Source organism: Streptomyces sp. NPDC057623 (assembly GCF_042800355.1).
In the GTDB taxonomy this organism is placed as follows: Bacteria; Actinomycetota; Actinomycetes; order Streptomycetales; family Streptomycetaceae; genus Streptomyces.
Genome location: NZ_JBHVGZ010000030.1, coordinates 1 through 25577, shown reverse-complemented (window position 1 = coordinate 25577; position 25577 = coordinate 1). Strand labels below are relative to the sequence as shown.

The 25577-nt window shown below is 71.0% G+C and carries 23 protein-coding genes; 16 read left to right on the top strand and 7 right to left on the bottom strand.

Features of this window, described 5'->3' with window-relative positions:
* The first annotated feature begins 74 nt into the window (after positions 1–74).
* Positions 75–1268 (top strand): hypothetical protein, encoded by a 1194-nt coding sequence (locus tag ACFU95_RS27315; RefSeq protein WP_383832345.1) that lies wholly within the window; start codon positions 75–77, stop codon positions 1266–1268.
* 165 nt (positions 1269–1433) lie between these two features.
* On the opposite strand, the gene ACFU95_RS27310 is transcribed toward ACFU95_RS27315, so the two are convergent.
* Positions 1434–2669 carry a glycosyltransferase 87 family protein gene (locus ACFU95_RS27310; RefSeq protein ID WP_383832343.1) on the bottom strand — a complete coding sequence of 412 codons (1236 nt, stop codon included), beginning with the start codon at positions 2667–2669 and terminating at the stop codon, positions 1434–1436.
* A 120-nt stretch (positions 2670–2789) separates the two neighbouring features.
* Here ACFU95_RS27310 and ACFU95_RS27305 point away from each other — a divergent pair, with 120 nt between their 5' ends.
* Together ACFU95_RS27305 and ACFU95_RS27300 are read left to right on the top strand one after the other, a co-directional pair.
* Positions 2790–3932, top strand: coding sequence for a glycosyltransferase family 4 protein (locus ACFU95_RS27305; protein WP_383832341.1), 1143 nt, complete (start codon positions 2790–2792; stop codon positions 3930–3932).
* Positions 3933–4108: 176 nt separating this feature from the next.
* The gene (locus tag ACFU95_RS27300; RefSeq protein ID WP_383832339.1) at positions 4109–5695 is read left to right on the top strand and encodes a GMC oxidoreductase; all 1587 of its coding nucleotides are present in this window, start codon (positions 4109–4111) and stop codon (positions 5693–5695) included.
* A gap of 34 nt (positions 5696–5729) precedes the next feature.
* On the opposite strand, the gene ACFU95_RS27295 is transcribed toward ACFU95_RS27300, so the two are convergent.
* Positions 5730–7565 (bottom strand): AMP-dependent synthetase/ligase, encoded by a 1836-nt coding sequence (locus ACFU95_RS27295; RefSeq protein WP_383832337.1) that lies wholly within the window; start codon positions 7563–7565, stop codon positions 5730–5732.
* 296 nt (positions 7566–7861) lie between these two features.
* Between ACFU95_RS27295 and ACFU95_RS27290 the strand changes: the two genes are divergently transcribed.
* The 6 genes from ACFU95_RS27290 to ACFU95_RS27265 all read left to right on the top strand — a co-directional run bounded on the left by ACFU95_RS27290 (position 7862) and on the right by ACFU95_RS27265 (position 13026).
* A complete protein-coding gene (locus tag ACFU95_RS27290) occupies positions 7862–8659 on the top strand; it encodes a metallophosphoesterase (RefSeq protein ID WP_383832335.1) in 798 nt (265 codons plus the stop codon).
* Between the two features lie 101 nt (positions 8660–8760).
* Positions 8761–9201: an SRPBCC family protein gene (locus ACFU95_RS27285; RefSeq protein ID WP_383832333.1), complete on the top strand. Its 441-nt coding sequence runs from the start codon at positions 8761–8763 to the stop codon at positions 9199–9201.
* An 89-nt stretch (positions 9202–9290) separates the two neighbouring features.
* A complete protein-coding gene (locus ACFU95_RS27280; protein WP_383832331.1) occupies positions 9291–10469 on the top strand; it encodes an ArsA family ATPase in 1179 nt (392 codons plus the stop codon).
* Positions 10470–10526: 57 nt separating this feature from the next.
* A complete protein-coding gene (locus ACFU95_RS27275) occupies positions 10527–11021 on the top strand; it encodes a DUF5304 domain-containing protein (RefSeq protein ID WP_383832329.1) in 495 nt (164 codons plus the stop codon).
* 150 nt (positions 11022–11171) lie between these two features.
* A complete protein-coding gene (locus tag ACFU95_RS27270) occupies positions 11172–12125 on the top strand; it encodes an ROK family glucokinase (RefSeq protein ID WP_383832327.1) in 954 nt (317 codons plus the stop codon).
* A 154-nt stretch (positions 12126–12279) separates the two neighbouring features.
* Positions 12280–13026 (top strand): endonuclease/exonuclease/phosphatase family protein, encoded by a 747-nt coding sequence (locus ACFU95_RS27265; protein ID WP_383832325.1) that lies wholly within the window; start codon positions 12280–12282, stop codon positions 13024–13026.
* 16 nt (positions 13027–13042) lie between these two features.
* Here ACFU95_RS27265 and ACFU95_RS27260 read toward each other — a convergent pair whose 3' ends face one another.
* Both ACFU95_RS27260 and ACFU95_RS27255 read right to left on the bottom strand, forming a co-directional pair.
* Positions 13043–13696, bottom strand: a complete 654-nt coding sequence (locus ACFU95_RS27260; RefSeq protein WP_383832323.1) for a hypothetical protein — start codon at positions 13694–13696, stop codon at positions 13043–13045.
* The gene (locus ACFU95_RS27255) at positions 13689–14468 is read right to left on the bottom strand and encodes an alpha/beta hydrolase (RefSeq protein WP_383832321.1); all 780 of its coding nucleotides are present in this window, start codon (positions 14466–14468) and stop codon (positions 13689–13691) included. Before ACFU95_RS27255 ends, ACFU95_RS27260 begins: the two co-directional genes overlap by 8 nt.
* A gap of 150 nt (positions 14469–14618) precedes the next feature.
* Here ACFU95_RS27255 and ACFU95_RS27250 point away from each other — a divergent pair, with 150 nt between their 5' ends.
* The 4 genes from ACFU95_RS27250 (at position 14619) to ACFU95_RS27235 (ending at position 18526) form a co-directional block, all read left to right on the top strand.
* On the top strand, positions 14619–15383 hold the full coding sequence (locus ACFU95_RS27250; RefSeq protein ID WP_383832319.1) for a lysophospholipid acyltransferase family protein: 765 nt from the start codon (positions 14619–14621) through the stop codon (positions 15381–15383).
* A 44-nt stretch (positions 15384–15427) separates the two neighbouring features.
* Positions 15428–16657, top strand: a complete 1230-nt coding sequence (macS, locus tag ACFU95_RS27245; protein ID WP_383832317.1) for a MacS family sensor histidine kinase — start codon at positions 15428–15430, stop codon at positions 16655–16657.
* Positions 16654–17346 carry a response regulator gene (locus ACFU95_RS27240; RefSeq protein WP_383832315.1) on the top strand — a complete coding sequence of 231 codons (693 nt, stop codon included), beginning with the start codon at positions 16654–16656 and terminating at the stop codon, positions 17344–17346. The genes macS and ACFU95_RS27240 overlap by 4 nt, the downstream gene beginning before the upstream one ends.
* Positions 17347–17497: 151 nt before the next feature.
* Positions 17498–18526 (top strand): 6-phosphofructokinase, encoded by a 1029-nt coding sequence (locus tag ACFU95_RS27235; protein ID WP_383832313.1) that lies wholly within the window; start codon positions 17498–17500, stop codon positions 18524–18526.
* A 54-nt stretch (positions 18527–18580) separates the two neighbouring features.
* On the opposite strand, the gene ACFU95_RS27230 is transcribed toward ACFU95_RS27235, so the two are convergent.
* A complete protein-coding gene (locus tag ACFU95_RS27230) occupies positions 18581–20437 on the bottom strand; it encodes an anthranilate synthase family protein (protein ID WP_383832311.1) in 1857 nt (618 codons plus the stop codon).
* Between the two features lie 115 nt (positions 20438–20552).
* Positions 20553–20609 carry a trp operon leader peptide gene (locus ACFU95_RS27225; RefSeq protein ID WP_078516689.1) on the bottom strand — a complete coding sequence of 19 codons (57 nt, stop codon included), beginning with the start codon at positions 20607–20609 and terminating at the stop codon, positions 20553–20555.
* A gap of 110 nt (positions 20610–20719) precedes the next feature.
* On the opposite strand from ACFU95_RS27225, the gene ACFU95_RS27220 reads away from it, so the two are divergent.
* Together ACFU95_RS27220 and ACFU95_RS27215 are read left to right on the top strand one after the other, a co-directional pair.
* Positions 20720–22072 carry a class II 3-deoxy-7-phosphoheptulonate synthase gene (locus ACFU95_RS27220; protein ID WP_383832309.1) on the top strand — a complete coding sequence of 451 codons (1353 nt, stop codon included), beginning with the start codon at positions 20720–20722 and terminating at the stop codon, positions 22070–22072.
* Between the two features lie 122 nt (positions 22073–22194).
* Positions 22195–22716 carry a hypothetical protein gene (locus ACFU95_RS27215; protein ID WP_383832307.1) on the top strand — a complete coding sequence of 174 codons (522 nt, stop codon included), beginning with the start codon at positions 22195–22197 and terminating at the stop codon, positions 22714–22716.
* Between the two features lie 7 nt (positions 22717–22723).
* On the opposite strand, the gene ACFU95_RS27210 is transcribed toward ACFU95_RS27215, so the two are convergent.
* Positions 22724–24136 (bottom strand): polysaccharide pyruvyl transferase family protein, encoded by a 1413-nt coding sequence (locus tag ACFU95_RS27210; protein WP_383832306.1) that lies wholly within the window; start codon positions 24134–24136, stop codon positions 22724–22726.
* 191 nt (positions 24137–24327) lie between these two features.
* Between ACFU95_RS27210 and proB the strand changes: the two genes are divergently transcribed.
* Positions 24328–25455 (top strand): glutamate 5-kinase, encoded by a 1128-nt coding sequence (gene proB / locus ACFU95_RS27205; protein WP_383832304.1) that lies wholly within the window; start codon positions 24328–24330, stop codon positions 25453–25455.
* The last annotated feature ends 122 nt before the right edge of the window (positions 25456–25577 follow it).

Here is a 25577-nt window from a genome sequence, read left to right as displayed (position 1 = left end):
CGGGACGTGGATGGTTGCGGTGCCGGTCTGACGCGGACCTGACCTCCGGGCCTTCCCCGCCGTACGATCGGGAAATGGCTGGTCGAAGGCGGGTGTCGGGAACGCGAGTCGTCATCGCGCTCTGTCTGCTGCTCGTCTCGTTGGTGGGCTGCGGCGGGCGGCCCGCCACCGACAGCGCCAAGGCCGAGGTGCAGCGCGTCCTCGACCGGCGGGCGGCGGCGATCCTCGACCGGGACGAGGCGGCGTATCTGCGCACGGGCGCGCGGGACCGGTACGACAACCTGCGCGCGATGCCTCTCGCTGCCTGGTCGTACCGACTGACCAGCGTGCGGCGCACCGGCGACACCGCACTCGCCGAGGCCGAGCTCCGCTATCGAGTCCAGGGCTACGACCGGGCCCCCGTCAGTGTCGGCCGCACCCTGAGTCTGAGCCTGGACCTGGAGGGCCGGTGGTACGTCGAGGCGGAGCGGCCCGCCAAGGGCTCCGCCCAGCAGCTGTGGGACCAGGGCGAGGTCGGCGCCGTGCGGGGTGACGACAGCCTCGTCCTGGGCGTCGGGCAGTCCGACGCGACGCTGCGCTCCTACGCCGGGCTCGCGGACCGGGCGGTGCCGGCCGTGTCCCGGGCGTGGGGCACGGACTGGCCGCGGCGCGTCGTCGTCCTCGTACCGAAGTCGCTGACCGGGATGGCCGGGCTGCTGGACGCGCCGGCCTCCTCCTACCGTGGGATCGCCGCGGTCACCACCGGTGAGACCGGGGCCCCGGCGAGTGCGCCCGCGGACCGGATCATCGTCAACCCCGACGCGTACGGCGTCCTCGGGGGCACCAGCAGGCAGGTCGTCCTCACCCACGAGACCACCCATGTCGCCACCCGTGCCCACACCGCCGCCGCCACCCCGCTGTGGCTTTCCGAGGGCTATGCCGACTGGGTCGGCTACCTCGGCAGCGGCCGCTCCCCGTCCCAGGCCGCGCCCGAGCTGTATCGCGCGGTGGCGGAGGGGCGGGTGCCCGAGGCGCTTCCGGCCGACGCGGACTTCGGATTCACCGGTGACGGGGGTGAGCTGGCGCGGGCCTACGAGAGCGGGTGGATGGCGTGCCGGATGATCGCGGATCGGTGGGGGGAGGTCAGGCTCGCGGAGTTCTATCGTGCCGTGGGGGCGCATGAGGGGCGGGCGGGAGCCGTGGAGGGCGCGCTGAAGGACGTACTCGGGACGTCGCTGGAGGAGTTCACGGGGGAGTGGCGGGGGTATCTGACGGCGCAGCTGGGCTGACAACGGTTTCCTCGCCCCCGCCGCCCCTACCCGTCCCATCCTTCTGGGGCTCCGCCCCAGACCCCGCTCCTCAAACGCCGGAGGGGCTGGGTTTCTCAGCCCGTCCGGCGTTTGAGGACGAGGCCCCTTAAGGGCCGAAAGCGGGGCGAGCCAGGTTTGGCGGTGTCAGGACGGCAGGGACGTTTCCCTGGGGCGGGGGGTCTGGGCCGGTACCGGGAGTGAGGGGGTGGGGGTGACCGTCGAGCGCCAGAGTTCGCGGGCCGCGAGGAGCGTGGCGAGGACCAGCAGGCCGTTGCGGAGGAACAGGAGGGTGACGCCGAGGCCGTCGCTGGCGACGACATGGGCGAACCAGACGGGGAACTCCAGGACCGTGACGAAGGACGCCGCGAGGACCAGAGCGACCGGCAGCCGCATCCGGCTCTCCCGGAAGCACAGGCACACCGCCGCGAGGCCGACCAGCCACACCATGTACTGCGGGCTGATCACCCGGCTCGTCGTCACGAACATCAGCACCGCCACGAACGCCGCGTCCGCGAGGGTGTGGGAGTGGAACCTCCGCACCCGCAGCCGCCACAGCAGCAGCCAGCCGAAGGCGACCCCGCTCAGCACGAGGGCGGCCGTGCTGACGACGTCGACATACGGGCCGAGGAACTCCACCGAGCCGTAGTTCAGCAGCACCTGACCGTCCCAGCCGTACTGCCGGGCCACGTGGAAGACCAGCGAGCCCAGTGACTCCACCTCGGTGCCCCGGTCGCGCTGGAAGGTCAGGAACGCGAAGGCACCGGGCATGGCGACGGCGAACACCGCCGCCAGCGCACCGGCGGTCAGCGCCGCCGAGCCCCAGGCGCTCCGCCTGCGGGCCGCCACCAGCAGCAGCACCGGCCACACCTTCAGCATCGCCCCGAAGGCCGTCAGCGCGCCCATCACCCGGGGATGCCGGGCCCCCGCGAGCAGCGCGGCCACGGCGACGCCGGTGACCATCACGTCGTAGCGGGCGTACACGGTCGGTCCGAGCAGCGGTACGCCCGCCACCCACACCGCGGCCCCGCGCAGCGGCCGGCCCGGGCGCCGGCCGGCGTACAGCAGGAGCAGCAGGACGGCCAGGTCGGCGGCGAAGCAGAGGACGAAGAACGCCGACGGATAGTCCAGCCAGAACACCAGGGCGGGGGAGAGGACCGGCAGCGCGGCGGCGGGCGGGTACTGCCAGGTGACGTCGTTCAGCGGGAACGTTCCGGTGCGCAGCACCTCGTACCAGCCCTGGTAGATCACCGACACGTCGCTGGTGACGTCCGGGCCGGGGAAGACGTACACCCTGAACACGAAGAGCAGCAGAACCACCCTGGTCAGGGCCCAGATCCCGAGAAGCCACGCCAGGGACCGCCGCGTGCCCGTCGTCTCCACCACAACCCCTGCCGTTCGCTTCCCGCCTCAGGGCAACATGATGTCCTGTTCAGCTGTGTGGGGGCCACACACGTGGCCGAGCCCCAGCTGTGAACAGGGGCTTCGGTAAGGTCGGCGGCGATGCACAAGACCCTGATCGTGACGAACGACTTCCCGCCCCGCCCCGGCGGCATCCAGGCGTTCCTGCACAACATGGCGCTACGGCTCGACCCGGAGCGGCTGGTCGTCTACGCCTCCACCTGGAAGCGGAGCCGCGAGGGCATCGAGGCCACCGCGGCCTTCGACGCCGAGCAGCCCTTCACGGTCGTACGGGACCGTACGACGATGCTGCTGCCGACGCCCGGGGCGACGCGGCGCGCGGTCGGGCTGCTGCGCGAGCACGGGTGTACGTCGGTGTGGTTCGGGGCGGCGGCCCCGCTCGGCCTGATGGCACCGGCGCTCAGGAAGGCGGGTGCCGAGCGGCTCGTGGCCACGACCCACGGGCACGAGGCGGGATGGGCCCAGCTGCCCGCGGCCCGGCAGCTGCTGGGGCGGATCGGGGAGGCGACGGACACGATCACCTACCTGGGCGAGTACACGCGCTCGCGGATCGCGACCGCGCTGACGCCGGAGGCGGCCTCGCGGATGGTGCAGCTGCCGCCGGGGGTCGACGAGAAGACGTTCCATCCGGGGTCGGGCGGCGACGAGGTCCGGGCCCGGCTGGGGCTGACGGACCGGCCGGTGGTCGTCTGCGTCTCCCGGCTGGTCCGGCGCAAGGGGCAGGACACCCTGATCCGGGCCATGCCGCGCATCCTGGCCGCCGAGCCGGACGCCGTGCTGCTGATCGTCGGGGGCGGGCCGTACGAGAGCGACCTGCGCAAGCTCGCCCACGACACGGGCGTCGCCGACTCCGTCCACTTCACCGGCCCGGTGCCCTGGTCCGAACTGCCCGCCCACTACGGCGCCGGCGACGTCTTCGCGATGCCCTGCCGGACGAGACGGCGAGGGCTGGACGTGGAGGGCCTCGGCATCGTCTACCTGGAGGCTTCGGCGACGGGCCTGCCGGTCGTGGCCGGGGATTCGGGCGGGGCACCGGACGCGGTGCTCGACGGTGAGACGGGGTGGGTGGTGCGGGGCGGCTCCCCCGAGGAGGCGGCCGACCGCGTCATCACGCTCCTGGGAGACGCCGAGCTGCGCGCCCGGATGGGTGAACGGGGCAGGCAGTGGGTCGAGGAGAAGTGGCGCTGGGACCTGCTGGCGGAGAAGCTGCAAACGCTGCTGTAGTGCAACGCCCATCTATTTAGGGGCGCGGGGAACTGCGCGATCAACCACGAACTACCCGCACCCGCCCACAACGAATACCCGGCACCCCACTAGGCGGAACCAGATATTCCGCACATGCTGCGCACATGACATCAAACCTGATGCAGCGTCAGCTGACAAGACGTCAAATACTCGGCATGGCGGCACTCCAGACCGCGGCCACCCTCGGCTTCACCCGCATCGGCCTCCAGTCGGCCCGAGCCACTGAGCCCGACGCGGTCGAATCCGCCCCCGCCATAGTCGTCGGCTCCGGCTACGGCGGCGCCGTGGCCGCCCTCCGCCTCGGCCAGGCAGGCATCCGCACCCTCGTCCTGGAGATGGGCCGCCTGTGGAACACCGACGGCCCCGACGGCAAGGTCTTCTGCTCCACCAGCGCCCCCGACCGCCGCTCCATGTGGTTCCGCACCCGCACCGAGGCCCCGCTCGCCACCTTCCTGTGGCTGGACGTGGTCAACAAGGACATCAGCCCGTACCCGGGGGCCCTGGACCGGGTGCACTACGACCACATGTCCGTGTACGTCGGCCGTGGCGTCGGCGGCGGTTCGCTGGTCAACGGCGGCATGGCGGTCACCCCGCTCCAGTCCTACTTCGCCGAGCAGTTCCCGACCGTGGACACCGCGGAGATGTACGGCACCTACTTCCCGCGCGCCCGCTCCATGCTCGGCGTCAACACCGTCGACCCCGCGTGGTTCGAGTCGACCGAGTGGTACCGCTTCACCCGGATCTCCCGCAAGCACGCGAGCAACGCCGGCCTGAAGACCACCTTCGTGCCCAGCGTGTACGACTTCGGGTACATGCGGCGTGAGGCGGACGGCACGGCCACCAGGTCCGCACTGGCCGGAGAGGTCATCTACGGCAACAACCACGGCAAGCGCTCCCTCGACAAGACGTATCTGGCCTCGGCGCTCGGCACCGGGAACGTCACCCTGCACACCCTGGAGCGGGTGAAGTCGATCAGCAGGGCCGCCGACGGGACGTATGTGCTGGCCGTCGACCGGATCGACGACACCGGCACCGTGGTGGAGACGAAGGAGTACGGCTGTAGGTATCTCTTCCTCGGCGGCGGCAGCGTCGGCACCACCGAACTCCTCGTCCGGGCACGGGAGTCGGGCACGCTGCCCGCCCTGGACCCGAGCGTCGGCACGGGGTGGGGGACCAACGGCAACGTGATGCTGGGACGGGCCAACCACCTGTGGGACACCGTCGGGGCGAACCAGTCGACCATGCCGGTCATGGGCATCGACGACTGGGCCAACACCGCCAACCCCGTCTTCGCCGAGATCGCTCCCCTGCCCACAGGGCTGGAGCACTGGGTCAGCCTCTATCTGGCGATCACCAAGAATCCGGAGCGCGCGTCGTTCTCGTACGACTCGGCCAGTGGGGCGGTGCGGCTCGGGTGGAGTGCCGCGCAGAGTGCCGTGTCGGTCGGGATGGCGAAGAACCTGTTCGACCGGATCAACCGGGCGAACGCCACGATCTACCGGTACGACCTGTTCGGCTCGGGCAACAAGGTCTTCGCCGACGACTTCACCTACCACCCGCTGGGCGGCTGCGTGCTCGGGAAGGCGACCGACGACTACGGCCGGGTGAAGGGGTATCCGCGGCTCTACGTCACCGACGGCTCGCTCGTGCCCGGGTCGATCGGGGTGAACCCGTTCGTGACGATCACCGCGCTCGCCGAACGCACGATGGCGCGGGTCCTCGTGGAGGACACCGCGCCATGAGCCGTCGTACCGGTACGGCCTCGGAAAGGGCGTACTACTTCTGGTAGATCGCCTCGATCTCGTCCGCGAAGTCCTTCGCCACGACGTTGCGCTTGAGCTTGAGCGACGGCGTCAGATGGCCCGAGTCCTCCGTGAACTGGGAGGGAAGAATGCGGAACTTCCGCACCGATTCCGCCTTCGACACCGCGGCGTTGCCGTCGTCGACCGCCGACTGGATCGCGGCCAGCAGGTCGGGGTCCTCGTGCAGCGACGCCGTGGTGGAACCCGCCGGTTTGCCGTGGTCGGAGCACCAGCGGCCCAGGAACTCCTCGTCGATGGTGACCAGCGCGCCCACGAAGGGCCGCCCGTCGCCCACCACCATGCACTCCGCGACCAGCGCGTGCGCCCGGATCCGGTCCTCGATCACGGCCGGGGCGACGTTCTTGCCGCCCGCGGTGACGATGATCTCCTTCTTGCGACCGGTGATCCGGAGGTAGCCGTCCTCGTCGAGGGTGCCGATGTCACCGGTGTGGAACCAGCCGTCGGCCAGCGCCTCCTCGGTCGCGCCCGGGTTGTTCCAGTACTCCTTGAACAGGTGCTCGCCGTGCAGCAGCACCTCCCCGTCGTCCGCGATCCGCACCACGGAGCCCGGCAGCGGCTGGCCGACCGTGCCGATCTTCTGGCGGTCCCAGGGGTTGAAGGCGGTGGCGGCGCAGGACTCGGTCAGGCCGTAGCCCTCCAGGACCGTGAAGCCGATGCCGCGGAAGAAGTGGCCGAGCCGCTCGCCCAGCGGTGCGCCGCCGGAGATGGCGTACTCGCCCTTGCCGCCGAGCACCGCGCGCAGCTTGCTGTAGACCAGCTTGTCGAAGACCTTGTGCTTGATCTTCAGGCCGACGGGCGGGCCGGACGGCGTGTCCAGCGCCTTGCTGTAGGCGATCGCCGTGTCCGCCGCCTTGTCGAAGATCTTGCCCTTGCCGTCCGCCTGGGCCTTGGCGCGGGCCGAGTTGTAGACCTTCTCGAAGACGCGCGGGACGCCCAGGATCAGCGTCGGGCGGAACGAGGCCAGCTCGTCGGTGAGGTTCTTGATGTCCGGGACGGTGCCCAGCTTGATCGGCGCCATCATGGGCGCGACCTGCACGAGGCGGCCGAAGACGTGGGCGAGCGGGAGGAAGAGCAGGACCGAGCACTCGCCGGTGCGGAAGAGCGGCCGCAGGCGCTCGACGATGTTGCCGCACTCGGCGAAGAAGCTGCGGTGGGTGAGGACGCAGCCCTTGGGGCGGCCCGTGGTCCCGGACGTGTACACGATGGTCGCCGGGTCGTCGGCCTTCGCCAGCGAGCTGCGCTCCTCGACCGTCGCGTCGCTGATGTCCTGCCCGAGGCGGCCCAGCTCCTCGACGCCGTCGGCCTCGATCTGCCAGACGTGCTTGAGGGCGGGCAGCCGGTCGCGCACCGACTCGACGGCGGCGGTGTGACTGTCCAGCTCGACGACGCAGGCGGTGGCGCCCGAGTCGGAGAGGATCCACTGGATCTGCTCCGGCGAGCTGGTCTCGTACACCGGCACGGTGACCGCGCCCGCCGACCAGATCGCGAAGTCGAGCAGGGTCCACTCGTAGCGCGTACGCGACATCAGGCCGACCCGGTCGCCCGGTCCGACCCCGGCGGCGATGAGCCCCTTCGCGGCCGCGTGCACCTCGGCGAGGAAGGCGGTGGCCGACACGTCCTGCCAGGCACCTCCCCCAGACTCCGTCCGGGGGGACCCCCCTTTCGCTCCGCTCACCTTGCGGGCGATCACGGCGACGTCCGGGTGCTGCGCGGCGTTTCTGCGGACGATGTCGGTCAGATTTCCGTCCGCAGGGACCTCGTACAAAGCCGGAAGGCTGAACTCGCGCAAGACTGCTGCTCCTCATAGGGCGCCGGCGCCACGACGTTGTGCGATGCGACGGTGCGGTCCATGGCTCGGGCGAGTGCTCGTGGATTCACAAGTTGAAATCCAGAGCACGACTGGACCGACCGGACGTTACCCGCCGGTATGGCTTCTTCGACAGGGGGGTCCGGCGAGATGTTCGCTGCGTCACACGGATTGGTACCTCTGCGCGCACAGTAGTCGAGCTGTCTGACGACTGGCCAGTAACCATAGGTTCGGTCGGCACTGTTCACGTATGCCGCACACGCCTACCCTTGATCGCCATGGCACCGACACCGAGGGGAAACCGCAGGACGCGCGTCCATGTGGTCAGCGATGTGCACGGCAACACCCGCGACCTGGCCAGGGCCGGGGAGGGCGCGGACGCCCTGGTCTGTCTGGGCGACCTGGTGTTGTTCCTGGACTACGCCGACCACTCGCGGGGCATTTTCCCCGACCTGTTCGGCGTGGAGAACGCCGACCGCATCGTGGAGCTGCGCACCGCCCGGCGCTTCGAGGAGGCCCGGGAACTCGGGGCGCGGCTGTGGGCCGGGATCGGCTCGGACCGCGGCGCGGTGATCGAGAAGGCGGTACGCAGGCAGTACGCCGAGATGTTCGCGGTCTTCCCGACACCGACGTACGCCACCTACGGCAATGTCGACATGCCGCCCCTGTGGCCGGAGTACGCCGGGCCTGGCACGACGGTGCTGGACGGGGAGCGGGTGGAGATCGGCGGATGGGTCTTCGGCTTCGTGGGCGGGGGCCTGCGGACGCCGATGCGCACCCCCTACGAGATCAGCGACGAGGAGTACGCGGCGAAGATCGAGGCCGTGGGGGAGGTGGACGTGCTCTGCACGCACATTCCGCCCGAGGTCCCCGAGTTGGTGTACGACACCGTGGCGCGGCGCTTCGAGCGGGGAAGCAAGGCCCTGCTGGAGGCGATTCGCCGCACGCGCCCCCGTTACTCCCTGTTCGGCCATGTCCACCAGCCGTTGGTCCGCCGGATGCGGATCGGGGCGACGGAGTGCGTGAACGTGGGGCACTTCGCCGGGTCGGGGAAGCCCTGGGCGCTGGAGTGGTGAGGTGCGGGTGAAGTCGGCTGGTCGGACGCGCGGTAGCCTTCACGCTGCGCACGCGTGCGCACCACGACTTCATACCGGCCGCTTCTGGAGGAGCCACGGCGATGGCGGAACACACCAGCTCGAGCATCACGATCGAGGCGGCACCGGCCGATGTCATGGGGGTGATCGCCGACTTCGCGCGCTACCCCGACTGGACCGGTGAGGTGAAGGAGGCGGAGGTCCTCAAGACCGACGACCAGGGCCGGGCCGAGCAGGTCCGGCTCGTCATGGACGCCGGCGCGATCAAGGACGACCAGGTGCTGGGATACACCTGGACCGGCGAGAACGAGGTGTCCTGGACGCTGGTGAAGTCCCAGATGCTGCGCTCGCTCGACGGCTCGTACATCCTGAAGCCGGCCGGGGCGGGGGCGACCGAGGTCACGTACCTGCTGACGGTGGACGTCAAGATCCCGATGCTGGGCATGATCAAGCGCAAGGCCGAGAAGGTCATCATCGACCGGGCGCTGGCCGGGCTGAAGAAGCGGGTCGAGTCGGGCAAGTAGGCGGTTCACCGAGGGTGCGCGGGGGTACGCGGTAGCGCCGGGTACCTCCCAACCGACCTGAACCCCCACGTCCGTTACGGTTCACCCCCATGCGCACCATCCTGATCACGGGCCCGGGCGGCAGCGGCCGTACAACCGTCGCCGCCGCCACCGCGCTGACGGCAGCGGCCCACGGCACCAGAACCCTGGTCCTCAGCGCCGACCGCACCGACACCCTGGGCGCGGCACTCGGCGCCGGCACCGGGCCGGCCCCGACCCGGATCGCCCCGAACCTCACCGCCTGGCGTCCCGACGCCGCCGTCGGGTTCCGGGACGACCTCGCCGCCTTCCAGGAACGAGCCTCCTCCGCCCTCGACCTCCTCGGTGCCTCCCGGCTCGACCCGGAAGAGGTCACCCCCCTCCCCGGTGCCGAGGAACTCGCGCTGCTGCGGGCCCTGCGGGACGCCGCGCTCGCCGAGGCGCACGACCTCCTCGTCGTCGACCTGCCGGCCACCCCGCACGCCCTCGCCCTGCTCGCGCTCCCCGAAGAGCTGCGCCGCTATCTGCGCCGGCTACTCCCGCCCGAGCGGCAGGCCGCCCGTGCGCTGCGGCCCGTTCTGGGGCGGCTGGCCGGCGTGCCGATGCCCGCGGAGTGGCTGTACGAGACCGCGGCCCGCTGGGACCTCGACCTCGCCGCCGTCGAGTCCGTCGTCGCCGACCGCCACACCGTCGTACGGCTGGTCGCCGAGCCCGGTCCGGGCGGCGCCGACGCCGTGCGGTCCGCCACGCTCGCCCTCGCCCTGCGCGGCCTGCGCCCCGACCTGCTGGTGGCCAACCGGGTCCTGCCGGAGGCGGAGGCGGGGGCGGGCAGCTGGCTCGCCGGGCCCGTCGCCCAGCAGCGCAAGGTCCTGGAGGAATGGCGGACGGAGGGCCACGACGTCCACGGCGTCGCCCACCTCGGGCGGGACCCGCGCGGCGCCGACGACCTCGCCGACCTCGCCGTGCCCGCCGTCAACGACACGTCGTCCACCGTCGAGTGGCCCGTCACCGACCGGCTCGCCGAGGACGGCGTCCTCGTCTGGCACGTCCCGCTGCCGGGCGCCGTACGCGACGAGCTCGACCTCATCCGGCGCGGCGACGAACTCGTCGTCACCGCAGGGCAGTTCCGGCGTATCGTGCCGCTGCCGTCGGCCCTGCGCCGGTGCGGCGTGGACGGGGCCGGGCTGCGCGACGGCGAGCTGCGGATCCGGTTCGCGCCGGACCCCGATCTCTGGCCGGGCGCACGGTGAAGCAGGTACGCCCGTTCGGGTAACGTCGTAGAGACGAACCGTAGTCAGGAGTCCGTCATGAGCGAAGAGCTCCCCCCGTCAGACGCCGGTCAGCACGAGGCGATCGACGAGGCACGGGCGACCGACGCCGACGCCTGGGCGACGGCGTGCGCCGAGGACCTCGCGGAGGAGAAGGCGCGCCGCCGTGCCGAGCACGGTCAGCCGCCGGGCGCGGCCGCCGAGGAACTGCGCAAGCTCGTCGACGCTGTCGCGGACAAGCTGTCGACCCTCCAGTCCCCGCTGCTCGGCGCGGTCGCCGGACCCGCCGCCCAGCAGGTGGTCAAGCAGGTCGTGGAGCAGGCCAAGGCCGCCGTCGAGCCCGTCATCGAGCGCAACCCGGACGTCTTCGACCACCTGGCCGCGGCCGGCACCGAACTCCTCGCCGCCTACCGCTCCGCGGTCCAGGCCCAGGAACGCCGCTGGACCACCCGGGAGACGGGCGGGCACGACCTGGACGAGCGCCCGGACCGGGGCGACGACGCCGGTCCCGGCGAGCGCATCGACCTGGACTGATGCCCCGGATTCCACGGATCCTCAATTGATCGGAGCCCTGCTCGTTCGGGGCGCCCGCCGGCCCCGTCCGCCGGGCGGACGACGGGTCCCCGACGGCAGGGGCTCGGGTACCGTTGGCCGTAGCGGGGCTCGACCGAAACTGAGGGATTCATGGGACTCACCATCGGCGTCGACATCGGCGGCACGAAGATCGCGGCCGGCGTGGTCGACGAGGAAGGCAACATCCTCTCGACCCACAAGGTGCCGACCCCGGGCACGCCCGAGGGGATCGTGGACGCCATCGCCTCCGCGGTGGAGGGCGCGCGTGCCGGGCACGAGATCGTCGGCGTGGGTATCGGTGCGGCCGGTTACGTCAACCGTCAGCGCTCGGAGGTCTATTTCGCCCCCAACATCGACTGGCGCAACGAGCCGCTGAAGGCGAAGGTCGAGGCCCGCGTCGGCCTTCCGGTCGTCGTGGAGAACGACGCCAACGCGGCGGCGTGGGGCGAGTACAAGTTCGGCGCCGGCAAGGGCCACCGCAACGTCATCTGCATCACCCTGGGTACCGGCCTCGGCGGCGGCATCATCATCGGCAACAAGCTGCGCCGCGGGCACTACGGCGTGGCCGCCGAGTTCGGCCACATCCGCATGGTGCCGGACGGCCTGCTGTGCGGCTGCGGCTCGCAGGGCTGCTGGGAGCAGTACGCCTCCGGACGCGCCCTGGTCAGATACGCCAAGCAGCGCGCCAACGCCACCCCGGAGCACGCCGAGATCCTGCTCGGCCTGGGCGACGGCAGCCCCGAGGGCATCGAGGGCAAGCACATCTCCATGGCCGCCCGCCAGGGTGACCCGGTCGCCGTCGACTCCTACCGCGAGCTCGCCCGCTGGGCCGGCGCCGGCCTCGCCGACCTGGCCTCCCTGTTCGACCCGTCCGCCTTCATCGTCGGCGGCGGCCTCTCGGACGAGGGCGAACTGGTCCTCGACCCCATCCGCAAGTCCTACAAGCGCTGGCTGGTAGGCGGCAACTGGCGCCCGGTCGCCGACGTCATCGCGGCCCAGCTGGGCAACAAGGCGGGGCTGGTGGGCGCGGCGGACCTGGCCCGCGAGCCCGACCCGATCATGTAAGACCTGCCCTTCGGGCAACGGGGACCGTGCCCACCTTCAGGGGCGCGAGGCTGTATCGATGTGCGGCTCCGCCGCGTGCGCGCGACAAGGCACGACCAACCGGCAGTCGCGCACGAGCCTCGCGCCCCGAGCCATGGGGCGTACATTGATCCACATGGCGCTGCTGCCCGACTTCCACACAGAGCCCGACGGTTCCGCGGTCATCCGGGTCCTCAGCTACAACATCCGCTCGATGCGTGACGACACCACCGCCCTCGCCCGCGTCATCGACGCCTGCGCCCCCGACCTGGTCCTCGTCCAGGAAGCCCCCCGCTTCTTCCGCTGGCGCAAGAAACTCTCCCGCCTGGCCAGCGCGGCGAACCTCGTCATCCTCACCGGCGGGGCCACGGCCGCGGGCCCGGCGATCCTCTGCAACCTGAGGGCCACGGTGGAGCGCACGGAGGACGTACTCCTCCCCCTCACCCCCGGACTCCACCGGCGCGGCTTCGCCACGGCAGTGGTCCGGTTCGGCGGCGCCCGCCTGGGCCTTGTGAGCTGCCACCTCTCCTTGCAGCAGGCCGAACGCCACAAGCAGGGCGGCATGCTGCTCGACCGCCTCGCCGCCCTGGGCGTCGAGCACGCCGTCGCGGGCGGCGACCTGAACGAACGTCCCGCCGGCCGCACCTTCCGCCGCATGGCCGACAGCCTCCAGGACTGCTGGGCCACCGCCCCCTGGGGCAGCGAGTACACCTCGACCCCGGTCGACCCCCATCAGCGCATCGACGCGATCTTCGCCACCAAGGGCGTCGAGGTACTCGGCTGCGGTGTCCCCGCGGGCCACCCCGGTGTGACGGAGACAGACCTGAGGGCGGCCACGGACCACCTTCCGGTCCTGGCCGCCCTCAAGGTTCCGGCGTCCTAGAGCGTCTTGGCGAGCCTCAGACGACCGCACCCCGTCCCGGATCGTCGTCGTCCTCGTCGTCCGTCTTCATTCGCATCACCAACGTGGCGAACCCGCCCAGGAACCCGCCGATGCCCAGCGTCGCCAGCCACCACGTCATGTCCCAGCCGAGCAGAACGGCGAGCAGCAGCAGGATCGGCCCGCCGATCACCCCGAGCCAGGCGAACTTCGCGGTCGCGTCGGCGGCGGGCAGCGGCGGCGGCTCCGGCGGGACGAAGTGGCCCTCGTCGTCGGCGTCGAAGTCCTCCTCGGCCGGCTCGGGCACGCTGTAGTCGCGCGGGCCGACGCCGGGGGCGAAGGAGACGGAGCTGCCCAGCGGCTGGACCGGCTTGTCCTCCCGGTCCTCCCTGGGCTCGTCGGCCTGCTTGGCCTTCGCGCCGGTCTCGCCCTTCTCGTGCCCGCGGTCCTCGTCCGTCCCGCCGCTCGCCCCGTCGTTCGTGTCGGGCTCCAGCAACGCCAGGTCCTCCACCGACTTGAACGGCTTCGAGCCCGGCGGGTCCGGCGGCTCGTCGCCGTACCCGGCGACGATCGCGGCCCAGGCGGCGTCCTCGTCGAACGGGACGTGCTGCTCTTCCGGCTCGCGATCGTCGCGGTCATCACGCCTCTCGCGGTCGGAGTCGTGCTCAGCCACGGGCAGTCGTCCCTTCCTTGCCGACGCCGGTCGCGACCCGGTCGATGAAGCCGATGCTCTGCTCGAAGATCCGGTCCGCCTCATGGTCCAACGTCGCCACGTGGTAGCTCTGTTCCAGCACGATCTCCGTTACGTCAGTGGATGACACGCGGCTCAGGATCCGGGCCGGGTCCACCGACGGCACTGTGTGGTCCTGCGCGCTGCGCACCACCAGCAGCGGTTGGGTGACCTGTGGCAACTCGCCGTCGACCAGCCGCAAGAAGGTCCGCAGCGAGTGGGCCGCGTGCAGCGGCACCCGGCCGTACCCGATCTCGACGCCGTCCTGCCTCGCGATGTCGCCGACGATCCCCGGCACCGTACGCACGAAGTGGCGGGACAGCGGAAGCGTGTACGCGGCCAGGCCGTGCACCTTGTTCGCCGGGTTGACGACCAGCACGCCCGCGACGCCCTCGCCGTGCTTCGCGGCGAGCCGCAGGGCCAGGGCGCCGCCCATGGCGAGGCCGGCCACGAAGACCCGCGCGCAGCGGTCACGCAGATTGCGCAGCTCGCGGTCCACCTCGGCGTACCAGTCCTGCCAGCCGGTGAGCCGCATGTCCTCCCAGCGTGTGCCGTGTCCGGGCAGCAGCGGCAGCGAGACGGTGAACCCGCGCTCGGCCAGAGACCGCGCCCACGGGCGCAGCGACTGGGGAGAAGAGGTGAAGCCGTGGCAGAGGAGAACCCCGGTCTCCCCGCCCTCGTGGCGGTACGGCTCGGCTCCAGGAAGGACCGGCACCTTACGGTCTCCTGTTCGTGAGAGGACGGACATGGACGAGAGCCATGTGTGGTTCACCGTACGCGACCGCACTGACACCGACCAGGGCCGTCGGACTCATTGACAGTGCTCCGGGTTAAGGTCTGATCGACAGACACAGGAGGCACTCGGTTGTTGTACGGCGCGATGAAGGTGGCCATCGGGGGACCGTTGAAGGTCGCCTTCAGGCCCTGGGTGGAAGGCCTGGAGAACGTTCCCGCCGAGGGCGCCGCGATCCTGGCGAGCAACCACCTCTCCTTTTCGGACTCGTTCTTCCTGCCCGCGGTCCTCGACCGCAAGGTGACCTTCATCGCGAAGGCCGAGTACTTCACGACCCCCGGCGTCAAAGGCCGGATGACGGCCGCGTTCTTCAAGGGCGTCGGCCAGCTGCCCGTGGACCGCTCAGGGGCGCGCGGGGCGGGCGAGGCGGCCATCAAGAGCGGCATAGAGGTCCTTGAGAGCGGTGAGTTGTTCGGTATCTATCCGGAGGGCACGCGTTCGCCCGACGGCCGGCTCTACCGGGGCAAGCCCGGCGGCCTCGCGCGCGTGGCGCTCGCCACCGGAGCACCGGTCATCCCGGTCGCGATGATCGACACGGAGAAGATCCAGCCGCCGGGCAAGGTCATGCCCAAGCTCATGCGGCCCGGCATCCGGATCGGCGAGCCCCTGGACTTCAGCCGGTACCAGGGCATGGAGCACGACCGCTTCGTGCTGCGCGCGCTGACCGACGAGGTCATGTACGAGATCATGAAGCTCTCCGGCCAGGAGTACGTCGACATCTACGCGACGGCCGCCAAGCGGCAGATCGCGGATGCGGCGAAGGCGGAGAAGGAACAGGCCAAGAAGGAACAGGCCAAGAAGCCGAAGAAGGCGGACGAGGAGCGGTCGGGGGCCTAGGCAGGGCACTCTGGGCGAGCGACTCGAAAACAGGGGTGGGGGGAATGGCCAAGCGCGAGCGGGTCATGAGGATGTCCGTCGAGCAGCCACTGTGGCGTGCGCTGGCCGGCTACCGCGTGCTGACCATGGTGTACGCGATCGGGCTGTTCATCAGCGCCCACGACGAGGTCGCCCGCCCCTGGGTGGCCATCGCCTACTACGCCGTACTGGCGGTGTGGACCCTGGCCACCCTGCCCAGGGTCGCGAACGCCGCGAGCTGCACCAAGCGCTTCCTCGCCGTGGACCTCACCGTCGCCCTGGCCGGCATCCTGCTCACCCGCCTCGCCGAGACGCCCGCGCGCATCGAGGCCGGGGCGCCGACCCTGCCGTCGATCTGGACCGCGGGCGCCGTGCTCGCGTTCGCCATCAAGGGCGGCTGGCGCTGGGCCGCCTTCGCCTCCACGCTGGTCGCCGCCGCCAACCTGGTCCACCGCTCCGGCGTACCGACCCGCGACACCGTCCACATGGTGCTGCTCGTCTGGATCGCCTCCATCGCCATCGGCTACGTCGTCGAGGTCGCCCGCGCCTCCGAGCGCACCCTGGCCCGCGCCCTGGAGATCGAGGCGGCGACGCGTGAGCGGGAGCGGCTCGCCCGGGACATCCACGACAGCGTGCTCCAGGTGCTGGCGATGGTGCAGCGGCGCGGCGCCGTCATCGGTGGTGAGGCGGCCGAACTGGGCCGGATGGCCGGCGAGCAGGAGGTCGCGCTGCGCACCCTGGTCTCGGGTGGGCTGGTGCCCGTGTCGCGCGTGTCGCGGGACGCCGCCGAGGGTGCCGTCGTGGTCGCCGTGGAGGAGGCGGACGACTCCGCCGGTCCCGTCGATCTCCGTGCGCTGCTCGCCCCGCACGCCGGTGCGAAGGTCAGTCTCGCCGAGCCCGGAGCGCCCGTGGTCCTGTCCCCGGCCGCCGCGCGGGAGCTGGCCGCGGCCGTGGGAGCCGCCCTGGACAACGTCCGCAAGCACGCGGGGGAGGACGCACGCGCGTGGATCCTCGTCGAGGACGAGCCCGACGAGGTGATCGTCACCGTACGGGACGACGGCCCGGGCATCCCCGAGGGCCGGCTCGCGCAGGCCGAGGGCGAGGGCAGGCTCGGTGTCGCGCTGTCGATCCGGGGGCGGCTGCGGGACCTCGGCGGCAGCGCCGAGCTGATCTCGGTGCCGGGCCAGGGCACGGAAGTGGAACTGAAAGTACCGAAGGACAGCAGCGCTTCACGGGGGAAGGCGGAGCAGCGATGACGGACACCGCGAGCGGACAGCAGGACCCGATCAAGGTCATGGTGGTCGACGACCACCCCATGTGGCGCGACGCGGTCGCCCGTGACCTGGCCGAGTCCGGCCTCGACGTGGTCGCCACGGCGGGCGACGGCGACCAGGCCGTACGCCGCGCCAAGGCCGCCGCACCCGACGTCCTCGTGCTGGACCTCAACCTGCCCGCCAAGCCCGGCGTCCAGGTGTGCAAGGAGCTGGTGGCCCACAACCCCGCGCTGCGCGTCCTCGTCCTGTCCGCGAGCGGTGAGCACGCCGACGTCCTGGAGGCCGTGAAGTCGGGCGCGACCGGCTATCTGCTGAAGTCGGCATCCACGGAGGAACTCCTCGACGCGGTGCGCCGTACGGCCGTCGGCGACCCGGTGTTCACCCCGGGCCTGGCCGGCCTGGTGCTCGGCGAGTACCGCCGACTCGCCTCCGAACCGGCGTCCGCCGCCTCGGACGCCGACCAGCCGGGGGCCCCGCAGCTCACCGAGCGCGAGACCGAGGTGCTGCGGCTCGTCGCCAAGGGTTTGAGCTACAAGCAGATCGCCGAGCGCCTGGTCATCTCCCACCGCACGGTGCAGAACCATGTGCAGAACACCCTCGGCAAGCTTCAGCTGCACAACCGGGTGGAGCTGGTGCGGTACGCGATAGAGCGCGGCCTCGACGACGAGTGATCCATCGGCCGTCCGATGTTCGTCAAGTATGGGCGGCGCGTAAACCGAACACCCGGCAGTTCACCGGAATTGCCGTTCCTACCCATCCCGTTGTGACTTGGCTCACCATTAGCGTGGCCTCACCAGGCAACCGCGGCGAAGGGACATTTCCATGCGGGTCGGAGTACTGACCGGAGGCGGCGACTGCCCCGGTCTCAACGCCGTCATCCGGGCCGTCGTCCGCAAGGGCGTGCAGGAGTACGGCTACGACTTCGTGGGCTTCCGGGACGGCTGGCGAGGTCCGCTGGAGAACGACACCATCCGTCTCGACATCCCCGCCGTACGCGGCATCCTGCCCCGCGGCGGCACCATCCTCGGCTCCTCGCGCACCAACCCGCTGAAGCAGGAGGACGGCATCCGCCGTATCAAGGAGAACCTCGCCAAGCAGGAGGTCGAGGCGCTCATCGCGATCGGTGGCGAGGACACCCTCGGCGTCGCCGCCCGCCTGTCCGACGAGTACGGCGTGCCCTGCGTCGGCGTGCCCAAGACGATCGACAACGACCTGTCCGCCACGGACTACACCTTCGGCTTCGACACCGCCGTCGGCATCGCGACCGAGGCGATCGACCGGCTGCACACCACCGCCGAGTCCCATATGCGGGTCCTGGTCTGCGAGGTGATGGGCCGTCACGCCGGCTGGATCGCCATCCACTCCGGGCTGGCCGGCGGCGCCAACGTCATCCTCATCCCCGAGCAGCGCTTCGACGTCGACAAGGTCTGCGCGTGGATCACCTCGCGCTTCAAGGCGTCGTACGCCCCCATCGTGGTCGTCGCCGAGGGCGCCATGCCGAAGGACGGCGACATGGTCCTCAAGGACGAGTCGCTGGACTCCTTCGGGCACGTGCGGCTGTCCGGGGTCGGCGAATGGCTGGCCAAGGAGATCGAGAAGCGCACGGGCAAGGAAGCCCGCACCACGGTCCTCGGGCACATCCAGCGCGGTGGCACCCCCAGCGCCTTCGACCGCTGGCTCGCCACCCGCTTCGGGCTGCACGCCGTCGAGGCGGTCCGCGACGGCGACTTCGGCAAGATGGTCGCCCTGCGCGGCACGGACATCGTCCGGGTCCCGATCGGCGAGGCGACGGCCAAGCTGAAGACGGTGGACCCGAAGCTGTACGAGGAGGTCGGGGTCTTCTTCGGCTGATCCGCCGGGCGACGAGGCGAAGGGAAGTCTGGGGGCCCGCGAGCCCCCAGACGGCTACACGGGCGTGTTGCGCAGCCCGCCCACCAACTCCCTCACGACAGCGGCCCCGCCCAGCGTCAGAACCGACTCCGGGTGGAACTGCACGCCGGCGAATCCGGGCCCCCGTACGGCATGCACCTCCCCGTTGCCCGCCCGGCTCACCTCCACCCCGTGCGCGGACAGCTCCGCCGCCACCTCGTCGTCGCAGCGCGCCACGAAGCTGTTGTAGAAACCGACCGTCTCCCGCCGCCCGAACAGCTCGACCGTCGTCTGCGCCCCCTGGTACGGCACTTCCTTCCGTACGATCTCCAGCCCCAGCTCGGCCGCGATCAGCTCGTGCCCCAGGCAGACGCCGAGGACGCCGTACCGGTGGTTCCGGATGACCTCGGCGGTGAGGTCCCGCAGGAACCGCATCTTCGGGTCGGCGAGATCCGAGGGGTCACCGGGGCCCGGGCCGAGCACGACCGGGCCCTCGTGAGCGAGCACCGTGTCCCGCAGCCCGGGTTCGTCGAAGCGCCTGATGGTCACGTCCAGCCCGCTCGACCGCAGCACGTGCCCGAGCATCGCCGTGAAGGTGTCCTCGCCGTCGACGACCAGGGCGTGTCCGCCCAGTTCCTCGGACCGTTCCTGCATCCGCAGCCAGAACGGGGCCAGCGACGCCCGCCGCCCGTCGAGCGCGGCACGCACGCGTGGGTCGTCGGCGAGATGTACGCGCGCGTGCTCCGCACGGGGCCGGGACGGCCGTACGCCGAGGGCCGTCAGGACCCCCGCCGCCTTCGCGTGCGTCTCCGCCACCTCGCTCGCCGGGTCCGAACCGCGCACGAGCGTGGCGCCGACCGGCACCCGCAGCCGTCCGTCCGCGCCGATGTCGGCGGTGCGGATGAGGATGGGGGAGTCGAGGGTCTGGGCCCCGCCGGAATCCCGGCCGATGAGCGCCAGCGCCCCCGCGTAGTAGCCGCGCCCGCCGACCTCGTGCCGCTCGATGACCCGGCAGGCGTTCTGCACGGGCGAGCCGGTCACGGTGGCCGCGAACATGGTCTCCTTCAGGACCTCCCGCACATCCAGTGAGGACCTGCCGCGCAGCTCGTACTCGGTGTGCGCGAGGTGCGCCATCTCCTTCAGCCGGGGCCCGACGACCACCCCGCCCATGTCGCCGACGGTGCACATCATCTTGAGCTCCTCGTCGACGACCATCGACAGCTCCTCGATCTCCTTGCCGTCGGCGAGGAAGTCGAGCAGGTGCTCGGGCGTCGGCCCCTCGGCGGGGTAGCGGTACGTCCCGCTGATCGGGTTCATCACGACGGTCCCGCCGGACATGCGCACGTGCACCTCAGGGCTCGCCCCGACCAGGGTCCGCTCCCCGGTGTGCACGACGAACGTCCAGTACGCGCCCCGCTCGCCCTCCAGCAGCCGCCGGAACAGTGCCAGCGCGTCGGCCCGGCCGAACCCGGGGACCGCGCCCTCGTACGTTCGCCGGATCACGAAGTTCGCGCCCTCGCCCTGCCCGATCTCCTCCCGCAGGACGCGCCCGACGATCTCCTCGTACGCCTCGTCGGAGACGTCGAAACCACCGTCCTCCACGCGCACGTCGTGGGACGGCAGCTGCCCGAGGGCATCGGCGAGCGGGAGGGCGTACGTCTCCTCGGGGGTCAGCACCGTCAGCGGCGTGCCGTCGTCGCGCACGTCGAAGCCGCGTTCGCGGATCTGGCGGAAGGGGACGAGCGCCAGGCCCTCGTCGGGGAGGTCGGCGAGTCTGTCGCATGTGGCGACCGGGCCGACGAGGACCTCGACCGTCTCGTGGTCCTGACCCGGGGTGCGGCGGCGCAGCAGGGCGAACGGACGGGGGTCGTCCAGCAAGCCGAGCAGGTTCATGGGTCCGTGCTCCTTCTCAGTGAGACTCGGTGGTACTCAGTGGGAGAGGAACGGACCCCGAAAACGCCGAAGGCCGCCCCTCGGGCGGCCTTCGCGAAGTCTGTCGTACGCGCAGTCAGCGGGCCGCCGGATGAGCGGTCCACCACCAGTTCTGGGTCGAGTGCGCGAACATGCGAGGCACCTTACCCCATGCCCGATCACCCACGTCCGAGTCGTGTACCTCGTGTCTCAATTGCTGGGCATGGGGCAGGACGCCCGACACGACCCCGTAATGTTGAGGGCGTGACCGTGAACGCTAAGACCAGCGCGAGTGCTGGCAACACCTGGCGAGACCTGCCCGCGGCGCAGCAGCCCGAGTACCCCGACACCGAGGCTCTGCGCGCAGTCGTTGCGGAGCTGGAGTCGTATCCGCCGCTCGTCTTCGCGGGCGAGTGCGACCAGCTGCGCGCCCGGATGGCGGCCGTCGCCAAGGGAGAGGCGTTCCTCCTCCAGGGCGGCGACTGCGCCGAGGCTTTCGACGCGGTGTCCGCCGACCACATCCGCAACAAGCTCAAGACCCTGCTCCAGATGGGCGCCGTGCTGACGTACGCCGCCTCGGTGCCGGTCGTGAAGGTCGGCCGGATCGCCGGCCAGTACTCCAAGCCGCGCTCCAAGGGCACCGAGACCCGCGACGGCGTGACCCTGCCGACGTACCGCGGCGACTCGGTCAACGGCTTCGACTTCAACGAGAAGGCCCGCATCCCGGACCCCGAGCGCCTGAAGCGGATGTACAACGCCTCCGCCTCCACGCTCAACCTGGTCCGCGCCTTCACCACCGGCGGCTACGCCGACCTGCGCCAGGTGCACGCCTGGAACCAGGACTTCGTGAAGTCGTCCCCGTCGGGGCAGCGCTACGAGCAGCTGGCCCGTGAGATCGACAACGCGCTGAACTTCATGCACGCCTGCGGGGCCGACCCGGAGGAGTTCAAGACGGTCGAGTTCTTCTCCTCGCACGAGGCGCTGCTGCTCGACTACGAGTCGGCGCTGACCAGGGTCGACTCCCGCACGGGGCAGCTGTACGACGTCTCGGCGCACATGGTGTGGATCGGTGAGCGCACCCGGCAGCTGGACCACGCGCACATCGAGTTCGCGTCGAAGATCCGCAACCCGATCGGCATCAAGCTCGGCCCGACGACGACGGCCGAGGAGGCGCTTCAGTACATCGAGCGCCTGGACCCGGAGCGTGAGCCGGGCCGGCTGACCTTCATCGTCCGCATGGGCGCCGACAAGGTCCGCGACAAGCTCCCCGAGCTGGTCGAGAAGGTCACCGCTTCGGGCGCGACCGTGGCCTGGGTGACCGACCCGATGCACGGCAACACCTTCGAGGCGGCCTCCGGTCACAAGACCCGCCGCTTCGACGACGTGCTCGACGAGGTCAAGGGCTTCTTCGAGGTCCACAAGGGCCTCGGCACCCACCCCGGCGGCATCCATGTCGAGCTGACCGGTGACGACGTCACCGAGTGCGTGGGCGGCGGCGACGAGATCTTCGTCGACGACCTGCACCAGCGCTACGAGACGGCCTGCGACCCGCGGCTCAACCGCAGCCAGTCGCTTGACCTGGCCTTCCTCGTGGCGGAGATGTACAGGGACCAGTAGCCGGTTCGGTTGTTACCGGCGTGTGGGGTGGGGGGGGGGGGGGGAAGAACCCCCCAAGGCCTGGTGTGTGGGACCCGCTCCTCGCCCCCCCCACACCGGCTCGGACAGGGAGGAGACGGCCGGTGGGTGCGCTGAAGCGTGCGTTCTTCAAGATCGACCGGAGTCTCGGCGGAGCCGAACCGCCGCCCAGGGTGCAGGTGTACCTGGCCAGGCACCCGCTGGGTACGGCATGGGTCGTCGGCGTCACCCACGGGCTGCTGTGCGCCTGGGTACTGTCCGGGTTCGACGACCCCTGGCGCCTGTTCCAGTCGATCCTGGTCGGGCTCGGCGCAGGGCTCCTCATGTGGCTCGCCTGTCGGTTCGAGCGCAGACGACAGGCGCACTACCAGCGGACGGGAGGATTCCGATGGAATCCTCCCGCGCCTCCCGTACCGGAGGAGGACCGGCCGCCCGTGTGGTTCGAGGGCGTGCGGTGGATCTGCCTCTGGGCGGCCGTGACGGTGCTCCTGTGGCTGGTGGGTCGGTTGAAGGACCCGCCGAGCGGCTGGTCGGCCAGTGCGGTGTACGCCGGGGTGTTCGTCATCGCCGGCTGGGCCGCCCGGCTGGTCAGGGAGCGCCGACGCCGCCGAAGTGCCCGCGGCTGAGCGGGCACTACCCCCGCGCCGGCCGGATCACCTTCCGAATCGGCTGCCCCACCATCCGCCGCGCCCGCCGGTAGACGGACGCCGCCGGAAGGGCCGCACCCCCCTTGCCGGTGCGGGCCACTTCCCGCCTCAACCGGTCGTTGTCCGCCGCGAGCTCGGAGACACGGCCCTGCAGCCAGCCGAACCGGCTGGTCAGCGAGGCGAGGTCGGCGTCGTTCCAGGGGCGGACGCCCGCCGGGAAGGCCAGCGACCGCATGCGCTCGTCGAAGGCGGCGCCGCCGTCGCCGTGCGTGAACGTGTTCTCCAGGCCGTTGCGGTCCAGGAACCCCGTGAACCGCTCGAACCGCTCCTGGTGGCCGCTCATCAGGGCGCCGAAGTCGGCCTCCTCGTACAGCGCCGCCGGGTCCAGGTCCTCGGGCAGCTTGTCGATCCGGCGGTGTGGGATGTCGAAGTAGCGGCACAGCTCAAGCGTGCGCGAGTCACCGCACAGCACGGTCGCGGGCGTGCCCGCGAGCAGCGCGGCGATGTTGCCGTGGATACGGGAGCCGAAGGAGAAGTCGAACGCGCGCAGGTCGTCGATCCAGGTGACCGGGTCGACGTAGACGCGGACCTTGTCCTCCCGGTACATCGGGTGCTCGGGATGCGTCGGCATCGCCGTCACCTGACCGTTCGGGTCGGACAGGTCCCGCCAGTGCAACTGCCGTGCGTCGCTGATGTTCTGGCCGATGAAGCGCAGGTACGGGTAGCGGGCGTGGGCGCGGGTGATGACCCGGTCCAGGCCCTGCGACCGCACCGCGCTGTGCGAGCCGTTGACCGCGATCCGGGAGGCGGCGCCGAGGGCGGGCTCCCGCTTGGTGACGGTGAGCTCCTTGCCGTACAGGAACAGCGACGGGCAGCCGATGACCTCGACGTCCCGGAACCCCAGGTCCTTCAGGTACTTCTCGGTGAACTCGCCCCGGACCCCGATCGAGGCACTGCGGTCGAGTACGGCGGAGACGAACTCGCGCACGGCGGGCTCGATGCCCTTCAGCCGCGCCGCGTTGTAGCCGAGCCCGGCCTGCGCGCCGACCCCCACCACGACCACGGGGATCCGCAGCTTGCCGATCAGCCGCGTCAGGCGCTTCAGCTGACCCTCGAACGACGGCCGGAACGCGTTCGCGAGCGGGACGACGAACGCGTCGTACTCCTCGTTGATCCGGCCCGCCGCCGAGACATCGGTGCGGATGCCGTTCGAGACGACCTCGGTGCGCGGGGTCTCGAGGATCTTGTGCGTGGCGTCGCTGAAGATCAGGTTGCCGGAGTTGGTGGCGATGACGTCCCGGTGGAGGGCCTCCTCCAGGGGAACGACGTCATAGGGGCTCTTGCCCGAGCGGAGAAGGATGCGCTTTACGCCGGGAACCTGGTGTACGTGGTGTGGCACAACGTTCAAAATATGTTTGCCCGGTCTTTATTTTCCATAGGCAACCAACGCAACCTTTTTGCCGTATGCAACGCGTGAGCACACCGTTACCGCCCGCCTGTCCGGAGGCTGGAATCCCCGCGCGCCGAACGATCCACTTCGCGTAGATTGCCGAGCAGGGAACCGGATGGACGTGAGGGGAAGAAGCACAGGTGGCAGGGGCAAGGCAGGGTGTGCGCGAGGCCCGCAGGATCGTCGTCAAGGTGGGCTCCTCCTCGCTGACCACCGCCTCCGGCGGCCTGGACGCCGACCGGGTGGACGCGCTCGTCGACGTACTCGCCAAGAGCCGCAGCGGCGGGGAGAGGGAGGTCGTCCTCGTCTCCTCCGGCGCCATCGCGGCCGGACTCGCCCCGCTGGGCCTGCGCCGGCGGCCCAAGGACCTGGCCCGTCAGCAGGCCGCCGCCAGTGTCGGTCAGGGCCTCCTCGTCGCCCGGTACACCGCCTCCTTCGCCCGCTACGGCGTCCGTGTCGGCCAGGTGCTGCTGACCAGCGACGACATGAGCCGCCGCTCCCACCACCGCAACGCCTCGCGCACCCTGGACAAGCTCCTGGCGATGGGCGCGTTCCCGATCGTCAACGAGAACGACACGGTCGCCACCGACGAGATCCGCTTCGGCGACAACGACCGGCTCGCCGCCCTGGTCGCCCACCTCGTCCGCGCCGACCTGCTGGTGCTGCTGTCCGACGTGGACGGCGTGTACGACGGCGACCCCAGCAGGCCCGGCACCTCGCGGATAGCGGAGGTGCGCGGGCCGTCCGACCTCGCCGGGATCGAGATCGGCAGCTCGGGCAAGGCCGGCGTCGGCACCGGCGGCATGGTCACCAAGGTCGAGGCGGCGCGGATCGCGGCCGCGGCCGGTATCCCGGTGGTCCTGACCAGCGCGATCCACGCGGCCGAGGCACTGCACGGCGGTGACACCGGAACGTACTTCCACGCCACCGGCAAGCGCTCCGCCGACCGCCTGCTGTGGCTCCAGCACGCCTCCACCCCGCAGGGCTCGCTGACGCTGGACGACGGCGCCGTACGAGCGGTCGTCGAAGGCCGCAAGTCGCTGCTGCCGGCCGGAATCGCCGCCGTCGAGGGCGAGTTCAGCGCGGGCGACCCGGTCGAGCTGCGCGACAGCGCGGGCCGCGCGGTCGCCCGCGGGCTCGTCAACTTCGACGCCAAGGAGATTCCCCAGCTGCTCGGGCGCTCGACGCGGGAACTGGCGCGGGAGCTGGGGGCGGAGTACGAGCGTGAGGTCGTACACCGGGACGACTTGGTCCTCCTCCACCCCTGACGCTGTCATGCCGAGAACGGGGTGAAGGCCCTGCGAGGGAAGTCGCCCTGAGGTGGACGTTCCGCGCTGTGTCGTCCCGGGGGCCGACCCCCGGACCCCCAGCCGAAAACGGGGTGAACGCC